At 71.9% G+C, this 18,401-nt stretch carries 19 protein-coding genes and 1 pseudogene; 6 read left to right on the top strand and 14 right to left on the bottom strand.

Annotated features, from left to right (window positions below):
• Positions 1-50: 50 nt before the first annotated feature.
• The 11 genes from ung to ACZ7N4_RS37445 form a co-directional block, all read right to left on the bottom strand.
• Positions 51-734, bottom strand: a complete 684-nt coding sequence (gene ung, locus ACZ7N4_RS37495) for a uracil-DNA glycosylase (RefSeq protein ID WP_471368123.1) — start codon at positions 732-734, stop codon at positions 51-53.
• A gap of 96 nt (positions 735-830) precedes the next feature.
• Positions 831-2,408: an ABC transporter substrate-binding protein gene (locus ACZ7N4_RS37490; RefSeq protein WP_471368121.1), complete on the bottom strand. Its 1,578-nt coding sequence runs from the start codon at positions 2,406-2,408 to the stop codon at positions 831-833.
• Positions 2,409-2,602: 194 nt separating this feature from the next.
• The gene (locus ACZ7N4_RS37485) at positions 2,603-3,364 is read right to left on the bottom strand and encodes an SDR family oxidoreductase (protein WP_471368118.1); all 762 of its coding nucleotides are present in this window, start codon (positions 3,362-3,364) and stop codon (positions 2,603-2,605) included.
• 22 nt (positions 3,365-3,386) lie between these two features.
• On the bottom strand, positions 3,387-4,148 hold the full coding sequence (gene fabG / locus ACZ7N4_RS37480) for a 3-oxoacyl-ACP reductase FabG (RefSeq protein ID WP_471368116.1): 762 nt from the start codon (positions 4,146-4,148) through the stop codon (positions 3,387-3,389).
• Between the two features lie 172 nt (positions 4,149-4,320).
• Positions 4,321-4,770, bottom strand: a complete 450-nt coding sequence (locus ACZ7N4_RS37475) for a DUF3037 domain-containing protein (RefSeq protein ID WP_467908944.1) — start codon at positions 4,768-4,770, stop codon at positions 4,321-4,323.
• Positions 4,767-5,543: a HipA family kinase gene (locus ACZ7N4_RS37470; RefSeq protein ID WP_471368113.1), complete on the bottom strand. Its 777-nt coding sequence runs from the start codon at positions 5,541-5,543 to the stop codon at positions 4,767-4,769. Before ACZ7N4_RS37470 ends, ACZ7N4_RS37475 begins: the two co-directional genes overlap by 4 nt.
• A gap of 892 nt (positions 5,544-6,435) precedes the next feature.
• Positions 6,436-6,714: a Rieske 2Fe-2S domain-containing protein gene (locus ACZ7N4_RS37465; RefSeq protein ID WP_471368111.1), complete on the bottom strand. Its 279-nt coding sequence runs from the start codon at positions 6,712-6,714 to the stop codon at positions 6,436-6,438.
• Positions 6,711-7,574 (bottom strand): iron-containing redox enzyme family protein, encoded by an 864-nt coding sequence (locus tag ACZ7N4_RS37460; RefSeq protein WP_471368109.1) that lies wholly within the window; start codon positions 7,572-7,574, stop codon positions 6,711-6,713. The genes ACZ7N4_RS37465 and ACZ7N4_RS37460 overlap by 4 nt, the downstream gene beginning before the upstream one ends.
• The gene (locus ACZ7N4_RS37455; RefSeq protein WP_471368106.1) at positions 7,571-8,572 is read right to left on the bottom strand and encodes a dihydrodipicolinate synthase family protein; all 1,002 of its coding nucleotides are present in this window, start codon (positions 8,570-8,572) and stop codon (positions 7,571-7,573) included. The genes ACZ7N4_RS37460 and ACZ7N4_RS37455 overlap by 4 nt, the downstream gene beginning before the upstream one ends.
• Positions 8,569-9,150, bottom strand: a complete 582-nt coding sequence (locus tag ACZ7N4_RS37450) for a DUF6190 family protein (RefSeq protein WP_471368104.1) — start codon at positions 9,148-9,150, stop codon at positions 8,569-8,571. Before ACZ7N4_RS37450 ends, ACZ7N4_RS37455 begins: the two co-directional genes overlap by 4 nt.
• Entirely contained in the window at positions 9,140-10,306 is a 1,167-nt protein-coding gene (locus ACZ7N4_RS37445) for an aminotransferase class I/II-fold pyridoxal phosphate-dependent enzyme (protein WP_471368101.1), read from the bottom strand. Before ACZ7N4_RS37445 ends, ACZ7N4_RS37450 begins: the two co-directional genes overlap by 11 nt.
• A 243-nt stretch (positions 10,307-10,549) precedes the next feature.
• On the opposite strand from ACZ7N4_RS37445, the gene ACZ7N4_RS37440 reads away from it, so the two are divergent.
• Together ACZ7N4_RS37440 and ACZ7N4_RS37435 are read left to right on the top strand one after the other, a co-directional pair.
• Complete coding sequence (locus tag ACZ7N4_RS37440; RefSeq protein WP_471368099.1) at positions 10,550-11,500, top strand: DMT family transporter; 951 nt, start codon at positions 10,550-10,552, stop codon at positions 11,498-11,500.
• Between the two features lie 138 nt (positions 11,501-11,638).
• Positions 11,639-13,009, top strand: a complete 1,371-nt coding sequence (locus ACZ7N4_RS37435; protein WP_471368097.1) for a TrpB-like pyridoxal phosphate-dependent enzyme — start codon at positions 11,639-11,641, stop codon at positions 13,007-13,009.
• 63 nt (positions 13,010-13,072) lie between these two features.
• Here ACZ7N4_RS37435 and ACZ7N4_RS37430 read toward each other — a convergent pair whose 3' ends face one another.
• On the bottom strand, positions 13,073-13,783 hold the full coding sequence (locus ACZ7N4_RS37430; protein WP_471368095.1) for a LuxR C-terminal-related transcriptional regulator: 711 nt from the start codon (positions 13,781-13,783) through the stop codon (positions 13,073-13,075).
• Positions 13,784-14,285: 502 nt separating this feature from the next.
• Here ACZ7N4_RS37430 and ACZ7N4_RS37425 point away from each other — a divergent pair.
• Positions 14,286-14,744 carry a Rieske (2Fe-2S) protein gene (locus tag ACZ7N4_RS37425; protein ID WP_471368093.1) on the top strand — a complete coding sequence of 153 codons (459 nt, stop codon included), beginning with the start codon at positions 14,286-14,288 and terminating at the stop codon, positions 14,742-14,744.
• Here the strand turns inward: ACZ7N4_RS37425 and ACZ7N4_RS37420 are convergent.
• The gene (locus ACZ7N4_RS37420) at positions 14,731-15,396 is read right to left on the bottom strand and encodes a cysteine hydrolase family protein (protein WP_471368091.1); all 666 of its coding nucleotides are present in this window, start codon (positions 15,394-15,396) and stop codon (positions 14,731-14,733) included. The two genes, ACZ7N4_RS37425 and ACZ7N4_RS37420, sit on opposite strands and share 14 nt — an antisense overlap.
• Positions 15,397-15,494: 98 nt before the next feature.
• Here ACZ7N4_RS37420 and ACZ7N4_RS37415 point away from each other — a divergent pair, with 98 nt between their 5' ends.
• Positions 15,495-15,965: a pyridoxamine 5'-phosphate oxidase family protein gene (locus ACZ7N4_RS37415; RefSeq protein WP_471368090.1), complete on the top strand. Its 471-nt coding sequence runs from the start codon at positions 15,495-15,497 to the stop codon at positions 15,963-15,965.
• Positions 15,966-15,971: 6 nt separating this feature from the next.
• Here the strand turns inward: ACZ7N4_RS37415 and ACZ7N4_RS37410 are convergent, their stop codons facing one another.
• On the bottom strand, positions 15,972-16,874 hold the full coding sequence (locus ACZ7N4_RS37410; protein ID WP_471368088.1) for a LysR family transcriptional regulator: 903 nt from the start codon (positions 16,872-16,874) through the stop codon (positions 15,972-15,974).
• A gap of 74 nt (positions 16,875-16,948) precedes the next feature.
• Between ACZ7N4_RS37410 and ACZ7N4_RS37405 the strand changes: the two genes are divergently transcribed.
• Together ACZ7N4_RS37405 and ACZ7N4_RS37400 are read left to right on the top strand one after the other, a co-directional pair.
• Complete coding sequence (locus ACZ7N4_RS37405) at positions 16,949-17,890, top strand: DMT family transporter (protein WP_471368086.1); 942 nt, start codon at positions 16,949-16,951, stop codon at positions 17,888-17,890.
• 41 nt (positions 17,891-17,931) lie between these two features.
• Positions 17,932-18,311, top strand: a pseudogene (locus ACZ7N4_RS37400) (VOC family protein).
• Positions 18,312-18,401 lie beyond the last annotated feature (90 nt).

The following is an 18,401-nucleotide window of genomic DNA, read 5'->3' as shown; positions in this document are numbered from 1 at the left end:
CGTGCGGCGGATTCCCGGACAGGCGGCGCCGAGGCCCGCCGGGGCGGGCCTCAGCCCAGGTTCGGGATGCGCCAGTCGATCGGCTCGTGGCCCTGGGCGGCGATCGCCTCGTTGATCTGGGTGAACGGGCGGGAGCCGAAGAACTTCTTCGCGGACAGCGGGGAGGGGTGGGCGCCCTTGACCACCGCGTGCCGGGTCTCGTCGATCAGCGGCAGCTTCTTCTGCGCGTAGTTGCCCCACAGGACGAAGACCGCCGGGTCGGGGCGGGAGACCACCGCGCGGATCACCGCGTCCGTGAACTTCTCCCAGCCCTTGCCCTTGTGCGAGTTGGCCTCGCCGGCCCGGACCGTGAGGACCGCGTTGAGCAGCAGCACGCCCTGCCGGGCCCACGGCATCAGATAGCCGTTGTCCGGCACGGGCAGGCCCAGCTCCTCCTGCAGCTCCTTGTAGATGTTCCGCAGGGAGGGCGGGGTCCTGACGCCGGGGCGGACCGAGAAGCACAGGCCGTGGCCCTGGCCCTCGCCGTGGTACGGGTCCTGGCCGAGGACGAGGACCTTCACCTGCTCGAACGGCGTCGCGTCCAGCGCGGCGAAGACCTCCTCGCGCGGCGGGTAGACGGGACCCTTCGCCCGCTCCTCCTCGACGAACTCGGTCAGCTCCTTGAAGTAGGGCTGCTGCAGCTCGTCACCCAGAACCCCGCGCCAGGACTCGGGCAGCATGGCGATGTCGGTCACGTCAACGTCCTCACGGTCTATCAACTACGGCGTGCGGTCACTTCCAGGATCCAGAACCTACAGGCGACCACTGACAACCGTTGCCGGGAGGGCGTCTCACCAGCTGGTCTTGCGGTGCAGCGTCCACATCGTCATGATCGTCGACGGGTCGAGGGCCTGCTCGCCGCCGGAGATGTCGACGCTGGCCGCCACGTACTGCCGACCCTGCCACAGCGGGATCAGCCGGGCGTCGTTCACCAGGATCTGCTGGGCCTCCTCCACGTCCTTGACCGTCTGGGCGCGGTCGCTCTCGGAGCGCGCGTGGGGCAGCAGCCGGCCGGTGATCTCCTTGGCCGGGTAGGGCGTGCCGAGGGCGTTGTGCTGCCCGACGAACGGGGCGATGAAGTTGTCCGCGTCGGGGAAGTCCGGGAACCAGCCGCGCCCGAACACCGGGTACTCGCCCTTCTGGTAGCCGACCACGTAGCTCTTCCAGGGGCGGCTCTTGAGGGTGATGGAGAACAGGCCGGAGTCGTCCAGCTGCCGCTTCAGCTCCCGGAACATCAGGGCGGTCTCGGAGCCGTAGCGGTCGGTGGTGTACCAGAGGGTGAGCGGGACGGGCCTGGTGATGCCGGCGTCGGAGAGGATCCTGCGGGCCTTGGGGACGCTCGGTTCGCCGTAGTCGTCGAAGAAGGGCGTGGCATGGCCGGTCAGGCCCTTGGGGACCATCGAGTACAGCGGGTCGACGGTGTCCTTGTATATCTTGTGCGCGATCGCCCCCCGGTCCACGATCTGGGCGATGGCCTTGCGCACGGCGGGCTGCTTGGCCCAGGGGTCCCTGGGGTTGAACACCAGGTAGCTGATGTCGGTGCCGGTGCCGTCGACCAGTTGCAGGTTCTCCTTGTCGTGCTCCTGCAGGGCGAGGATGTCGTCGGCGGCGAGGCCTCGGTAGGTGACGTCGATCCGCTTGTCCCTCAGGGCCCTGACCATGCCGGCGGAGTCCTTGAAGTAGCGGATGGTCACCGCGTCGTTCTTCCGCTCCGCGAAGCCCTTGTAGGCGTCGTTGCGGACCAGGACGGCCTCGGAGCCCTCCTCGTAGGACTGCAGCTCGTACGGCCCCGAGCCGTGGACCGAGGTGTCCTTGCGCAGGGAGGTGGCGGGGTAGTCGTCCGGGTCGACGATCGACATCGCCGGGGTGGCCAGCACGAACGGGAAGGTGGCGTCGGGCTGGTTGAGGTGGAAGGTGATCTCGCGGTCGCCGGAGGTCTCCACCTTGTCGAGGCTGCCGAGCAGGCTGGCGGGGCCGCCGGGGGCGTCGATGGTGCGGATGCGCTCGATCGAGTGCCGGACGGCCTCGGCGGTCAGCGGGTCACCGTCGGCGAACCTCAGCCCGGCCCGCAGCCTGCAGCGGTAGGTGCGGCTGCCGGAGTCGGTGAAGGAGCAGCTCTCGGCGGCGTCGGGCTGAGGGGTGGTGGCGCCGTTGGGATAGGCGAGGAGCGTCTGGAAGATGTTCCGGTACAGCTCCCAGGAGCCGTCCCAGGCACCGGCCGGGTCCAGCGTGCTGGGGGCGCTGGTGGTGCCCACGACGATGGGGCCCTGGCTGTCGGGATCGCCGTCGGACAACAGACTGCATCCGGCCACCAGGGACAGGGACGCGATCGCCGCGACTTTCCGCAGGAATCGGTTCCGGTTGAACACGCGCACGCTCCTCGATCTGCCGCACCAAGGGTCGGCAGACCATACCGCAGCGTTCGGCCCCCTGAACCTGCCCGGAAACGGCCCTTCTTGATCGACTGAGCGATGACGACGTTGTCATTCCGCTGAGCGGTTCCGGCACCCCCTCCCGGGCGTCGATCCGTCCGGAAATCGACGCCCGGAAGAGATGACCCGCCTCAGCCGACGCCGGCGTTGAGGAAGATGCCGCCGTCCACGACGAGCGTCTGGCCGGTGATCCAGTCGGACTGCTCGGAGGTGAGGAACGAGGCGGCCCCGCCGATGTCGGAGGGCACACCGAGCCGGCCGAGCGGGTAGGCGGCGGCCGCCTCCTCCTCCCGGCCCTCGTACAGGGCCTGCGCGAACTTCGTCTTGACCACGGCCGGGGCGATCGCGTTGACCCGGACCCGGGGCGCGAACTCGTGGGCCAGCTGCTGGGTCAGGTTGATCATCGCTGCCTTGCTGACGCCGTAGGCACCGATGAAGGGCGAGGGCGCGAGGCCGGCGACCGAGGCGATGTTGACGATCGCCCCGCCGTTGTCCTTCTGCCAGGCGTGCCACGTCTTCTGGGCGAAGCCGAGCGCGGAGATCACGTTGGTCTCGAAGACCTTGCGGGCGACGTTCAGGTCGAGGTCCGCGATCGGGCCGAACACGGGGTTGGTGCCCGCGTTGTTGACCAGGTAGTCGACCCGGCCGAAGGCCGCCATGGTGCGCTCGACGACCTCGGTCTGGTGGTCGAGGTCGTGCGCCTTGCCGGCGACGGCGATGACCCGTTCGGCGCCGAGCTGCTCGACGGCCTCCTTCAGGGCGTCCTCGCCGCGGCCGGTGATGCAGACGCGGTCGCCGCGCGCGACCAGTGCCTCGGCGACGCCGTAGCCGATGCCCCGGCTGGCGCCGGTGACGATCGCGACCTTGCCGGACAGCTCCGGGAGTTCAGTCATGTCCGTGGTTCTCCTGGATCCCTTAGCCGAGCGGTCCGCCGGCGACGTACAGCACCTGGCCGGAGACGAAGCCGGCCGCCTCGCCGGTGAAGAAGGCGATGGCGTTCGCGATGTCCTCGGGCTCGCCGACGCGCTGGACGGGGATCTGGGTGGCGGCGGCCTTCTTGAAGTCCTCGAAGCCCATGCCGACGCGGTCGGCGGTGGCCTTGGTCATCTCGGTGGCGATGAAGCCGGGGGCGACGGCGTTGGCGGTGATGCCGAACTTGCCCAGCTCGATGGCGAGGGTCTTGGTGAAGCCCTGCAGGCCTGCCTTGGCGGCCGAGTAGTTGGCCTGACCGCGGTTGCCGAGCGCCGAGGACGAGGAGAGGTTGACGATCCGGCCCCAGCCGGCGTCCACCATGTGCTTCTGGACGGCCTTGGTCATCAGGAACGAGCCGCGCAGGTGCACGTTCAGGACGGTGTCCCAGTCGGAGACGCTCATCTTGAACAGCAGGTTGTCGCGCAGCACGCCCGCGTTGTTGACCAGGATCGTCGGGGCGCCCAGCTCCTCCACGATCCGGGCGACGGCCGTCTCGACCTGCGCCTCGTCGGAGACGTCCGCGCCGACCGCGACGGCCTTGCCGCCGGCCGCGGTGATCTTCTCGACGGTGTCCTTGCAGGCGGCCTCGTCCAGGTCGATCACGGCGACCGCGTGACCCTCGGCGGCCAGTCGTACGGCGGTGGCGGCGCCGATGCCGCGTGCCGCGCCGGTGACGATCGCGACCCGCTGTTCAGTGGTGGACATTGCTGTTTCTCCTCGCCCTTGAGAGAACGTCCTGGGAGAACGTCTCGAGAGACCTGTCGGGCCCTCCGGGAGGGCCCCTGGTGCGGTGAGCGACCGCTTAGTACCTTCAGCACCCGTGACGCTAGAAGCCCTGGCACGCGGTGTCAACGGCACATCCGGCCGGTGTGATCCATTACCTCACCAGGAGGTCCAGCAACCGCTCCGTCTCGGCGGCCGGGTCGGCGGTCAGACCGGTGTGCACCGGACCGGGCTGGACCACGGTGGAACGGGGGGCCACCAGCCAGCGGTAGCGGCGCCCCGCGTCGTCGCCGGCCGCCTGCCCGGCCTGCTCGCCGCCCGCGCAGTGTCGCTCGATCGCACCGAGCGCGGCGCGCACCCCGGCGACGTCGGCGGCCGGGTCCAGCGCCAGCAGCCGGGCCTCGTCCAGATGGGTGCGGGCACCGACGTAGCCGCGGGCGCGGCAGTACACGACCACGCCCGCGTTGATGCACTCCCCGCGCTCCACCCGGGGTACGACCCGCAGCAGCGCGTACTCGAACACGTCCCGGTCGCCGCCCTGGCCCGCCCGGGTGATGTGCCGCTCGGTCACATGGCCGGCCATGTGGATGTGGCGCTCGCTCACTTGCCCTCCTCCTGCCCGGCGCCGAGGCCGGTGATCCGCCCGGCGATGACGGCCGCCCGCGCGAGCAGCGGCCGGGCGTAGGCCCGGCGCAGGTCGTCCGGGGTGTCGAAGCCGGGCTCGTCGGCCAGCCAGGCCTCCGGGATCTCGGCGGTGACCTCGTCGAGCAGGTCCCCGGTGACCCGCGGGGCCAGCTCGGCCGCGGCGGCGGCGACGTCCGGGGCGAAACGGGCGAGAGCGTGGTCCGAGGCGTCGTAGGCGCGGGCCGCCGAGGCTTCGGCGGCGGGCCAGTTGTGGTGCCAGATCATGGTGGCACCGTGGTCGATGAGCCACAGGTCGCCCTGGTGCACCAGCAGGTTGGGGTTGCGCCAGGAGCGGTCGACGTTGTTGACGAGCGCGTCGAACCAGACGATCCGGCCGGCCTCCTGCGGGCTCACCGGGAAGGCGAGCGGGTCGTAGCCGAGGGCGCCGGACAGGAAGTCCATGCCGAGGTTGGTGCCGCCGCTGCCCCGGAGCAGGTCCTGCACCTGCTGTTCGGGCTCGCCGAGCCCGAGGACGGGGTCCAGCCGGACGGTGACCAGCCGGGGCATGCGCAAGCCCAGGCGCCGGGCGAGTTCGCCGCAGACCACCTCGGCGACCAGGGTCTTGCGGCCCTGTCCGGCGCCGGTGAACTTCATGACGTAGGTCCCGAAGTCATCGGCCTCCACGAGCCCCGGCAGTGAGCCGCCCTCACGCAGGGGCGTGATGTAGCGGGTCGCGGTGACCTCTTTCAACATTTCTCCGGGCCGTCCATCTCTTCAGCCTTGCACCAGCAAGATCGATCTCGACGGGGCGCTGCAGCGGGACTCGCCCGTCGGCGGCCCTGGGAGAATCCGGGAGCAGCCGTCCATGGCCGTCCGCCCCTTGGTTCCGGCCTCGGGCATGAAGTGAGCATAGTAACCGAGGGTGATCACTGGCGGGGAGTGTCCGGCCCGGCGTGCCAATGAGGGCGGCAGCATGTGGGAGCCGGCTCCGGGACCGCCGCCCAGCGTCGCGGAAGAGCCCGGGGGGAAGTGTTCGGGTGGAAGGGCCGAGGAGGGCTCGCGGGAGAGGCGTGCCCGCGGCGGAGCGCCGGCCCCGGCACGAGGGGCACGGCGTGCCCGCGGCGGAGCGTCGGCCTCGGCACGAGGAGCACGGCCTGATCCCCGGTGCGCCGGCCCCGGCACGAGGGCCACGGCCTGATCCCCGGTGCGCCGCGGCCACCGCGCGCCGGGTCGGCGGTCATCCTCCCGCGGACGGCCGCGCGGGCGCAGTCGTCGGCCACGGTCCGCACGACCGTCTCGGCCGGGGCGGCCCAAGCCGGCGGGGACGGCCGTGCGGAACGTACGCGAGGTGGTGGCGCCCGCCGGCCGCTCAGGTGCGGCCGGCGGTCCCGGTCCGGTCCCGGCCCAGGGTCCGGGCGATGTCGGCGGCCGTGCGGACACCGTCCACGCGGTCCGGGACGGCGCGCTGGCGGGGGGTGACGGGCGCGCCCGGGGCCCGGCCCGGCCGCCGACGGCGCCCCGCTGATCCGCGCGGACCGGACCGCCGGCCGTCCCGCTCCCCGTCCCGGCCCCGGCCCCCGCACCCCCTCCGTGTCGGGGACGGCGCGCCCCTGCGATCCGAACACGCCGGGGCCCGCCACCCGGCTCACTGCGGCAGAGGGCGGACGCGCAGGGCGCGGCACGCCGGACCGGAGGTCTGCGCGCCGTTGTCGGACAGGTCGAAGGCCGAGTGGTGCAGGGGGCACACCAGACGGGTCGCCGCGGCGTTCACGTGGGCGTGCCGCAGCAGGCCGCCCCGGTGCGGGCAGCGTGCCTCGACGAGCACGCCGTCCTGACCGTCGGGTCCCTGCCACTCCACGGCCACGGTGTCGGCGTCCAGTTGGCGCACCCGGGGCCGCCCGGCCGCCCGCTCCGGGCCGCTCACCGGCCGGCCTCCGCGCGGGCCCGGCGTACCGCCGCCTCGGTGGCGCGGGCGATGGTCGCACTGGTCAGTTCGACACCGGCCCAGACCCGGGCCGGGTCCGCGCCGTGCTCCCGGTCCCAGGCGCGCAGCGCGGCCAGCATCTCGCGGCTGTGGAACGCGTCGATGTGCAGGTGCTCGTCGTAGTACTGGCCGTTGACGATGCCCAGCCGGGCACAGGCCGCGGCGTAGCAGCGGAAGCCGTAGAGCACGCTGGACTCGAAGTAGGCGTAGGCGCCGAGGAAGTAGTCGGGGGTGGGTGCCCGGGAGGCCAGCCAGTGGAAGAGGTTGACATAGGCGAGCGTCTCCTCGCAGGCCCGGGCGGCGTGGTGGAAGGGGTCGGTGGACAGCCCCAGCTCCACCATCAGCCGCTCGTACAGCCGGGCGTGTTCCTGTGCCTCGTTGCCGCACCCGAACTCGTCGATGAGCACCCGCATCACGGCCATGCGGGCCCGGGGCGTCAGCCGCGGCAGCACACCCAGGTGCGACTGCGACTCGACCAGACCGTCCACGGCGAACTGCCCGGCGACATAGCGGAATTCGGCCGCCGTCGCCTGCTCGGCCAGATACCGCTCGCTGGGCGAGGGATCGCTCTCCTCCCGGCGCAGGCGCTGTTCCAGTGCGTCGAGGAGGTCGTCCAGCGAGCCGAAGGCGGGTGCCGCGTCCGCCAGCGCGTCCGCCTCGGCGCGCGGCCAGGCGGCCTCCAGCGCGAGCAGTTCGGCATACCCGGCGGCGTCGGGGACGGTGCGGTTGTGCCAGTACAGCCGCTGCTGCACGGTGGCCGACCGCGGCAGCGCCGGGGCCCCGCCCGTCCTCGTGATCACGGCGCCGCCTCCGCCGCCGCCGTGACGTCCTGGGCCGTGGTGTCCGTGCCGATGACGCCTCGCGCCACCAGGGCGCGCTTGACGTGCAGGTACCAGTCGTCGCGCAGGATGCCGTACGTCTCGCACGCCGTGTCGACCCGGGCCTGGAGCGCCGGTGTCGGATGGCCCAGCAGTGCCGCGCACAGCGCCGGCTCCAGATTGGCCAGCGGGCCGATGAACCCCGCGACGCCGGGGACCTGGAACAGCAGGTTCTCCCAGCCCTCGAAGACCGGCACCCCCAGGCCGGCCGCCACCAGCTGCCGGGTGAACGCCGGGTCGCCGCTGGACTCCTTCACCCCGATCACACCCGGAAGCCGGCAGACGCGTGCGAGCGTCCCGGCCTCGATGCGGTTGCCGGACAGGGCCTCCTCGTTGTACACGAGCACCGGCGTCCCCGCGTCGAGCACCCGCTCGTAGTGGGTGACGACGTCCTCCTGCCCGACACCCGGGCCGAAGGGCGTGGTGACCGCCACCGCGTCGGCGCCCAGCTCGGCGGCGAGCCGGGTCCGGGCCACCACGGCGTCCGTGTCGGGAAGTTGGACACCGGCGATGACCGGCAGGCCGTCGGCGCAGTGCACGGTGGCCGCCACCATGTCGCGCCACTGCGCCTCGGTCAGCAGCCAGCCCTCGCCCGAGCTGAGGGTCGGCATCAGGGCGGTCACCTCGGCGCGGACCGAGTCGACCAGCCGTGCCACGTCGTCCGCGGGGACCCGGCCCTGCCGGTCGAGCGGGGTGACCAGCGGCACGACCACGCCGGAGAGTGGGGCGCCCGCCGTGTGCGGGCGGGCGGAGCCCGGGCCGGAGGCGGCCCGGACCGCACCGGGTTCCCGGACCGCAGCGGATTCCCGGGCGGCGCCGGACTCCCGGGCCGCGTCGGCTTCCCCGGTCGCTCCGGCTTCCCGGGCGACGCCGGAGCTCGGCCGCGCCGGGGACCTCCGCGGGGTCTCAGCGTTCGTCATGGTGAGTCCACATCGTCGTCGGGGCAGGAAATGCGGTCCAGCGCGGCCAGGTCGACGCGCAACACCAGCGACCGCCGGTACAGCTCCTCCATCCGAGGCGGGAACGCCTCCTCCGGCCCGTCGGGGGGCGCGCTCAGCAGCGCTCCGGCGCCCGGGCGTCCCCGCAGACGCGGCGACACGCTGTGCAGCCGGCCGCCGCGGCGCACGGCCGGAGCCAGCACCAGCGCGTCGGCGACCGGCAGGCCCTTGAGCGCGGCGGCCTCCAGCGCGGTGCGCACGTCGTCCTCCCGCAGGCCGAAGCGGGTGATCCGCAGTTCGCTGTGCAGGTTGTCCATGAAGGGGTAGTAGGCGTCCTGTTCGTCGCGCGGACGCCGCCAGATCAGGTCGTCGCAGAGCCCCACCTGCTCCAGCGTCATGGCCAGCGGGCGGCGCGCCGCCAGGTGCCGGACGAAGAAGTTCTTGCAGGCGGTCCTGACCCTGTCGTCGGCGCTGTGCATGCCCATGAACACCGAGGCGTCGACGAGCGTCCCGAGGCCCGGGACGGCCGCCGGGAGCGGGGCGCCGGCCTCACCGCTCACGGGAGGCGGAGCCCAGCGTCTCGCGGATGACCCGTACGGCGGCGGCGAACTGCTCCGGCGGGCGCGCCAGCGCGATCCTCACGTAGCGCTCGCCCCGCCCCGGGTTGTCCCAGTAGAAGTAGTTCCCCGGAAGCACATAGACCTCGGCCTGGAGAAGCCGCTCGTGGACGTCCTTCGCGGTGAGTCCGGAGGGCAGGACGCGCAGCCAGGCGACGCTGGTGTCCACCCGCGCGTCCAGCAGTTCCAGGACCGAGCCGGGCAGTTCCCGCCGCAGCGTGGCCCGGTTGGTGTCGATCACCTCGCGCACCGAGGCGAAGGAGTCCGCGACGGAGTCCTCGACGTAGTGGGTGAGGAAGTTCAGCACGAACGGGGAGACGTTGAGCAGGACGGAGGTGTGCAGGTTGTACACCTCCTCGTGGATGTCCGCGCTCGCGGTCAGCAGGGCGCACTTGGCGTCCTGGACCGGCCAGGTCTTCCCCGTGTCCTCGATGGCGAGGTAGCTGACGCCGGACTCCTCCAGCATCCGGTACACGTCGGGGCGCTGGGCCAGGCCGTTGTGCAGGGCGAAGGAGGCGAAGCAGAAGTCGAGTATGAGCAGCTTGCGCTGGTCACGGCAGAACCGCAGGACCTCCTGGAAGCCGCGGCCGCCGTCGGTGAACAGCGTGAATCCCGTGGGGTTGTTGGGGTCGACCAGGTACAGCGCGTCCGTACGGACCAGCCGGGTCAGCTCCCGGTACACGGTGTCCGGGTTCGCCAGCGCCTCCTCCGGCAGAGCGGCGGGCGGCGTCCCGAGGTACTTGAGGAGGTCCACCAGGTTGTCGAAGCAGGGTTCCACCAGGGAGACGGTGTTCTCGTGCCGGCGCAGGTACATCGCCGCGACCATGGTGGACACGCTGGCCGCGTACGACAGCAGGGTGCGGCCCAGGCCGGGCGCGGTCGTCTGGCCGTGCAGGCGGAAGAAAGCCTCCGTGAACTGCCGCTCGAAATGCGCCTGCTGCCGGTCCTCCGACTCGTACCACAGCGCGGGCAGCCGCGAGACGATCTTGTCCTGGCTGCCGGACTGCCGCTGGTGCGTGTGCGCGTCGGCCAGGTTGTACCGGGTGCGCAGTGCCTTGATCTCGTGTTGGGTGAGGTCGATCAAATCCTGGGCTGACATATCCGCTCCTCGCACAGGACGGCATTCGTATGCTGATGTCGCTGATGACGCCTGGAATGGTAGGGAGCGCGAGCGGCCGGGGCCACGCCAGAAATGATGAGGAACCATTGGCGGAGTCAAACGGCGGGCTATCCGAAAGTACGCTGGTGGAATAGCGTGTTCCGCCAATAATCTGCCCGCATGACCTCAAGTGAATCGGGCGGGGCCGGACGGACGGCGGCGGGAACGGCGCCTTCTCGGGCCGTGGGGGCGCTTTACGCGGCGCTCGGCACCGCGCTGGCAGGCACCTCCTTCGTGGCCACGAGCCTGCTGACGCACTACCCCTTCCTGAGCGGCCAGACCCTGCGGTTCGCGCTGGGCGCCCTGAGCCTGTCGCTGCTGTCCGTCGTCGGGCGCGCGCCCTGGCCGCGGCCGACCGCGAACGAGTGGGCGCTGTTGGCGCTGCTGGCCGGAACCGGCCTGGTCGGCTTCAATCTGGCCTGCCTGGCCGCACTGCGTTCCGCCGAGCCCGCCGTACTCGGTGTGATCGTCGGTGCCACCCCGCTCCTGGTGGCGATCGCCGGTCCCCTGCTGAGCCGGCGCCGGATATCGGGGCGCCTGATCGCCTCGGCCGCCCTGGTCGTCGCCGGTGCCGCGCTGCTCATCGGCTTCGGGCGGGGCAGCGCGGGCGGCTTCGGGTTCTCCCTGCTGGCCCTCCTGGGCGAGGTCTGCTTCACGTTGCTGGCCGTGCCTCTGCTGCCCCGGCTGGGGGCGATCCCGGTGGCGACGTACGTCTGCGTCCTGGCCACGGTCGAGATGGGCGTGTTGACCGCGGCGGTGGAACTGCCCGGCGGGGAACTGCGCTGGCCGGACGCACGCGAACTGGGCGCCCTGTGCTACCTGGCGGTGGCGGTGACCGCCGCGGCGTTCATCTTCTACTACCTCGGCCTGCGCACCCTCGGCCCGGAGGCGACCAGCCTGTTCGCCGGGCTCATCCCGGTCGCGGCGGCGTTCACCGCGCCGATCGTCGGCAGCGGCACGCTGGGCGCGGCCCAGGTCACGGGCAGCATCCTGGTCGGTACGGGGCTCAGCGCGGGCCTGTCCGCGCCGGCCCGTGACGCCGGCCCCGCGTCCGGGGCGGTCGCGTCCGAAGGGCCGGAAACCGGTTCGGCGGATCCGAAAGTGCCGGTACCGACGGCGGATGACGACGGGTGAACTTTCGTCATTTCGCCTGGTAGCGGGCCACGAACCGCATTTCTAGCATGAGGGGGCCAGGTCCCCCGCAGGACCGCATCCGGCATCTCGGCGCCACCGCGCCGCATCTCTTTCCCCTCCCGTGAGGATGCGAAATCCATGACCACCACGCATGTCGTCCTGAGCGCCGCAGACCTTCCGGACCACTGGTACAACATCGTTCCCGACCTGCCGGCGAGCCCGCCGCCCGCGCTGCATCCGCAGACGCTGGAGCCGCTGCGTCCTGAGGACCTGTCAGGGCTGCTGCCCCGGGGCGTCATCGAGCAGGAGTTCTCCGAGGAGCGCTGGATCGAGATCCCGGACCGGGTGCGCGAGCTGTACCAGATCTGGCGGCCGTCGCCGCTGCACCGGGCGACGCGGCTGGAGCGCGCGCTGGACACCCCGGCCCGGATCTACTTCAAGTACGAGGGCGTCTCACCCGCGGGGTCCCACAAGCCCAACACCGCCATCGCGCAGGCCTTCTACGCTGCCGAGGACGGTGTGCGCCGGCTGACCAGCGAGACCGGGGCCGGGCAGTGGGGCTCGGCGCTGTCCTTCGCGGGCTCGCTGTTCGGTCTCGACGTCACCGTCTACATGGTCCGCTCCTCGTTCCAGCAGAAGCCCTACCGGCGCATCCTGATGGAGACCTGGGGGGCCGAGGTGCACCCGTCACCCAGCCCGCGCACCGAGGCCGGGCGCGCGGTGCTGGAGCAGACCCCCGACTCCCCGGGATCGATCGGCATCGCCATCAGCGAGGCCGTGCAGGACGCGCTCAGCCGCGAGGACACCCGCTTCGCGCTCGGCTCGATCTCCAACAACGTACTGATCCACCAGTCGGTGATCGGACTGGAGGCCAAGAAGCAGCTGGAGATCGCCGACGACTACCCCGACGTGGTGGTGGGCTGCGTCGGCGGCGGCTCCGGCTACGCCGGCCTGTCCTACCCGTTCCTGTACGACACCCTGACCGGCAAGCGCTCCGGCACCCGCTTCGTCGCGGTCGAGCCGGACGCCTGCCCCAGCCTCACCCGGGGCACCTACGCCTACGACTATCCCGACACCGCCTCGCTCGGCCCGGTGCTGCCCATGTTCACCCTCGGGCACAACTTCATGCCCGCCCCCATCCACGCGGGCGGCCTGCGCCACCACGGCAGCTCCCCGACCATGGGGACGCTGGTGCAGCACGGCCATGTGCAGGCGCGCTCGGTCTCGCAGACCGACATCTTCAGCGCGGCCGTGCTCTTCGCACGCAACGAGGGCTTCGTGATGGCTCCGGAGTCCGCCCACGGTGTGCGCGGGGCGATCGACGAGGCGCTGGCCGCACGGGAGGCGGGCGAAGCGCGGGCGATCCTCGTCCACGTCTCCGGGCACGGCAACTTCGACATGGCGGCCTACGACTCCTACCTGGCCCACACGTTGACCGACCACGAGCCGGACCAGGCGGCCATCGAGCGGGCCCTCGGCGAGCTGCCCTCGGCGAAGATCCCGGTCTGAGGCGGGACTCGGGCCGCGCACCCGTCCTCAGGTGCGCGGCCCGGTGCCGAGGCGCTGCCGCGGTCAGTCGACCAGCCCGGCCTCGACGGCGTACAGCGCCGCCTCGACGCGGTTGCGCAGCCCCAGTTTCGCCAGCAGGTTCTGCACGTGGGACTTCACGGTGCTTTCGCTGAGCGTGAGTTGCGCGGAGATCTCGGCGTTGGTGCGGCCCCGGCCGAGCAGGCGCAGCACGTCGTGCTCGCGGGGTGTCAGCGGGCAGGGCGGGGCGGCGGAGGCCGGCCTCGGCAGCCCGGACGGGGAGAGGGCCGCCGACGGGAGCCGGCGCTCGGCCGGTCCGGCCGCGGCGACCGGTGCCGGGAAGGCCGGGAAGAGGGAGTAGCCGGCGACGAGCATGTGCAGCGCGGCCACCAGGTCGTCGACCTGCGCGCTGCGCAACAGCGTTCCGTCGGCGTCCTTCCCGATGAGGCCGATCGCCGCGGAGTCGCACAGGGAGTCGCTGACCAGTGCCAGCACCTTGCCCTGCCAGTCCTTGGCCTGCCGCAGCGTCGCCGAGGAGCCGTTGGGGCTCTCGACGGTGTGGACGACGACGTGCGGCTTGGTCTCGGCCATCAGCGTCACCGCCTCGTGGTGGTCGCACGCCTCGGCCACGACGTCGATACCGGACTTGCAGCGCAGTACCGCCCCCAGGCCGCTGCGCGTGATCGGCGACGCGTCCAGAATGAGGACGCGAATAACAGTGATCTCCGGAGATCGTTGCGACTTTAAGTTCTCCACGTGCCGATTCCCCCGTCTTTTTCGCAGAAGTGGATCTTCACCTGTACGAACGCGGTCGAAAGCGCATTGGTGCCGGAACCCCGAGGTGGAAGGATAGACGACGAGCCGCCGAATCCCACCGGGGTGTCGGTAAACGGTCCCGCAAACTCCGGGTGCAGCCGGTTTGCGCGTAACCGACGCGCGTGAATTCGCGGGGCCGTCGGCCGCGAGGCCGCGCACCGCGCGCCCGGATCCACTGCCTGATCCACCGCCGGCCACCCCGCGCACCTCCCCGTACCGACGTTCCGGACGCCCTGTGAAGTTGGCCTGAATGCCGGATACCGCACCACTTTGTCCGGAACACCGCCGAAAGCTGGCGGAATCCAGTCGCGCCGACCCCCGCGGCCGAGAGTCGTCACGAGCCCTCCGGGCGGGAAGGATCTCGTCGCCCGTCTGAACGGCCGCCGTCCCCGGGCCGTACCCCCTGACGGAACACGACAGGCTCCGCGGAAGGGAATCTCACATGACCAGCCCATCCCTCCACCCCTCGGCGGGACCGGCCCGCCGTACCGTCATGGCGGCGGCCGGAGCGGCGGGGCTCGCCGCCGCGCTGACCGCCTGCGGTTCGGACGACGACTCGTCCGCCGGCGCCGACACCGGCTCCGGTTCGGCCGGTTCCGCGCAGGACGGCGGCGGCACCGCCCTCGCCAAGACCGCGGACATCCCCGAGGGCGGCGGCAAGATCTTCAAGGACCACGGCGTCGTGGTCACGCAGCCGACGGCGGGCACCTACAAGGCGTTCTCGTCCAAGTGCACCCACCAGGGCTGCGCGGTGGGCAGCGTGGCGAACGGCGTGATCGTCTGCCCCTGCCACCACAGCGAGTTCTCCGTGACGGACGGCAGTGTGAAGAAGGGTCCGGCGACGCAGGCGCTGGCGGCGGCGGAGATCACCGTCGCCGGCGACGAGATCAAGCTGGCCTGAGTCCCGTCCGGCGCCGTGCGTGCGCCCGTCCGAGGCAGCCGATCACCTCGTCGGTGGTCACGACCGTCGCCACCAGCGCGAGGGTGTGGCGGAGCATCTCCCGGGTGTACTCGGCGGGCACCCCCGCGACGGCGTCGGACGGGACCACCGCGGTGTAGCCCAGGTTCACGGCGTCGAACACCGCGTTGGGGACGGCGACGTTGGCCGAGACCCCGGTGACGACCAGCGTGCGGCAGCCGAGGTTGCGCAGCAGGGCGTCGACGCCGGTGCCGTGGACCGGGGACAGCCCGTGCAGCCGCCGTACGACGAGGTCCTCCTCGGCGACCTCGATCGGGGGCGCCACCCGGACCGCCGTGCTGCCGCTGAGCTGCTGCACGGGGAGCCGTTCGGCGGCCCGGAACAGACGGGCGTTGCGGCTGGCGCCCCGGCCGTCGGGGCGGCGCTCGGCGACCGCGTGGATCACCTGCACCCCGGTCTCGTGGGCGGCGGCGACCAGCCGGGCCACATGGCGCAGGGCCCCGGACGAACGCGCGGCGCGGGCGAGTTCGGGCAGGGCGCTGTCCGGGCCGACGACCCCCTGCTGACACTCCACGGTGAGCAGGACGGTGCTCCCGGGATCGAGGAGGTCGTCGAGTCGCTCGTACGACGGCATGGCACGCGCCCCCTTGAAGACGACGGCTTCTCTTTTCTGACGTGATGTCAGAGGATCACCATAGTTTTCTGACACGACGTGGGAGAAGAGGGGGCCGCATGACCGTCACTCAGCAACGCCGGGGCCGGAAGATCATGATGACGCCCGGCGAGCTGGACGCGTTCCTCACCGGTCAGCGCACCTGCCGGGTCGCGACCGTCTCGGCGGACGGAACACCGCACGTGAGCGCGCTGTGGTTCGCCTGGGACGGCACCTCGCTGTGGCTGTACTCGGTGGTGCGCAGCCGCCGCTGGACCCAGCTGAGCCGGGATCCGCGGGTGGCCGTCGTGGTCGACTCCGGTGAGGAGTACGACCAGTTGCGCGGGGTGGAGCTGACCGGCCGGGTGGAGTTCGTGGGCGAGGTGCCGCGCACGGGCGAGCTGTGCGCCGAGCTGGACACGGCGGAGACGCTGTTCGCGCGCAAGAACTTCGGGCTGGACGAGATGCCGCACGACGGCCGGCACGCCTGGGCCCGGCTGACCCCGGAGAAGATCGTCTCCTGGGACTTCCGGAAGCTGGGCGGAGCGTGAAAGCGGTCAGCCGAGCTTCCGCGCGGCCGTGCGCAGGGCGTCCACGGCCGCGCGGATCGAGGGCCGCCGGTCGGCGTCCGCCCGCCAGACCACGTACACGTGCCGGCGCACGTGCTGCCTGAGCGGTGCCAGGACCACGCCGTCGGGCACCGGGTGCCGGCCCAGCAGCGGCGCGATGCACACCCCCAGCCCGGCGGCCACGAGCCCCAGTTGGGTGTGGGTCTCGCCCGCGCGGTGGCCGACGATCGGCTCGACACCCTTGGACCTGAGGGTGAACATCAGCCACTCGTGGCAGAACTCGCCCTCGCCCCAGGTGATCCACTCGTCCTCGGCGAACTCGGTGAGGTCCACCTCGTCCCGGTCCGCGAGCCGGTGGCCGACGGGCATGGCGACCTCGGCCGGGTCGTCCAGCAGCGGCGCCTTGACCAGTCCGTCGGGGACGGGCATCGGCTTGTTGTACCAGTCCAGGACCACGGCGAGGTCGAGATCGCCGCGGACGACCCCGGCGATGCCGTTCTCCGGCTCCAGCTCGCTGGAGCGCACGCGCAGGCCGGGGTGCGCGCCGCGCAGCGCGCCGAGCGCGGTGGGGAAGAGGCCGCGGGCGGCGGTGGGGAAGGCCGACAGCCGCAGCTCTCCGACGACCTGGCCGCGGTGCGCCTCCAGGTCGGACTCGGCCAGCTCGACCTGCGACAGGATGCGGGCCGCGTGCTCCGACAGCAGCCGGCCGGCGTCCGTGAGCCGGACGCCCCGGCCGTTCTTGGCGAGGAGCTGCTGGCCGATCTCGCGCTCCAGCTTGCCCAGCTGCTGCGAGACCGCGGACGTGGTGACGTGCAGCGCTTCGGCGGCGGCACTGACCGAGCCGTGCCGGGCCAGGGCGTCGAGGGTGCGCAGGCGCTCCAGATTCAACATGTAAGTGATTCTAAGAGGTACCAGGTGACATTTCTCGATTGTGCTACGACATCATCTCCCGCATCCTGAAGACCATGAGCACGGTCACCCCCACGTCCCGCACCCGGTCCTCCTCCCCCGACACCGCCGGCCCCCGCCCCCGCCTCGACTGGCGGCTCCGCTTCGGCGCCCTGTCCCTGATCTGGGGCTTCAGCTTCCTGTTGATCAAGGTGGGGACCGAGGGGTACGCGCCCTTCCAGGTCACCCTGGGCCGGCTGCTGTTCGGTACGGCGGTGCTGGGCGCGGCGATGGCGGTGAAGCGGGAGCGGCTGCCGCGCGGGGCCCGGCTGTGGGGGCACACGGCGGTCGCCGCGTTCCTGCTGAACGCCCTGCCGTTCTCCCTGTTCGCCTACTCCGAGCTGACGATCCCGTCCACCCTGGCCGGCATCTGCAACGCGACCTCCCCGCTGTGGGGCATGGCCCTGTCCCTGGTCGCCCTGTCCGAGGACCGGCCCACCCGGGTGCGCGTGGCCGGCCTCGGCCTGGGCTTCCTGGGCGTCCTCACCGTGCTCGGCGCCTGGCAGGGCTTCCACGGCCTGGACGCCACGGGCACGGTGATGGCCCTGCTGGCCTCGCTCAGCTACCCGGTGGGGTGGATCTACGTCCGGCGCACCCTGGCCGGCACCGGCCATTCCCACCTGTCGATGACCGGGGGCCAGCTGCTGCTGGCCACGGTCCAACTGGCCGTGGTGACACCGCTGTTCACCAGCGCGCCCGACCACTTCTCCCTGGTCCCCCTGCTGGCCGTGGCGGCGCTGGGCGCGCTGGGGACCGGGCTGGCGGTGCTGCTCCAGTACGGGCTGGTCGCGGAGGTCGGGCCCACCACCGCCCAGATGGTCACGTACTTCATTCCCGTCATCGCCACGGCCGCGGGGGTGGCGATCCTGGGGGAGTCGCTGCGGTGGACCACGCCGGTGGGGGCGGTGATCGTGCTCGCCGGAGCGGCGCTCACGCAGGTGCGCGGCAGGAGCGCGTAATCCGGAGGCCGTGACCGGCTTCTCCTCCTCCACTCGCGGCCATGGCATGCCGCATCAGCGAACTGGTCATCGACTGCGCCGACCCCGAGAGGCTCGCCGCGTTCTGGAGCGAGGTCCTCGGATACGTGGAGATCGGCCGGGGGGACGGGGTCATCGGGATCGGGCCGGCCGACGCCGGTTTCGGCGGCCCGCAGCCCGTCCTCGTGTTCATCCCCGGCAGCGAGCCGCGGACCGGCAAGCTCCGGCTGCACATCGACGTCAACGCCACCGACCGCGACCAGGACGCCGGGCTGGAGCGGCTGCTCGCCCTCGTGCCAGGCCCGCCGACATCGGCCAGAGCGGCACCGAGGACTGGCACGTCCTGGCCGACCCGGAGGGCAACGAGTTCTGTCTCCTGCGCACGAGGCTCCAGCCCCTCTAGGACTTGTCCGGCCGATCATGTGACTACTCCGCACCCGTGTCGTTGATGTGGACATGGGGCGGGGCGATCTGACGGATGCCGAGTGGGAAC

The sequence above is a fragment of the Streptomyces sp. NPDC107654 genome (genome assembly GCF_055639035.1).
Note: the sequence above shows the minus strand (reverse complement) of the source record. Positions and strands in the feature narration are given on the sequence as shown.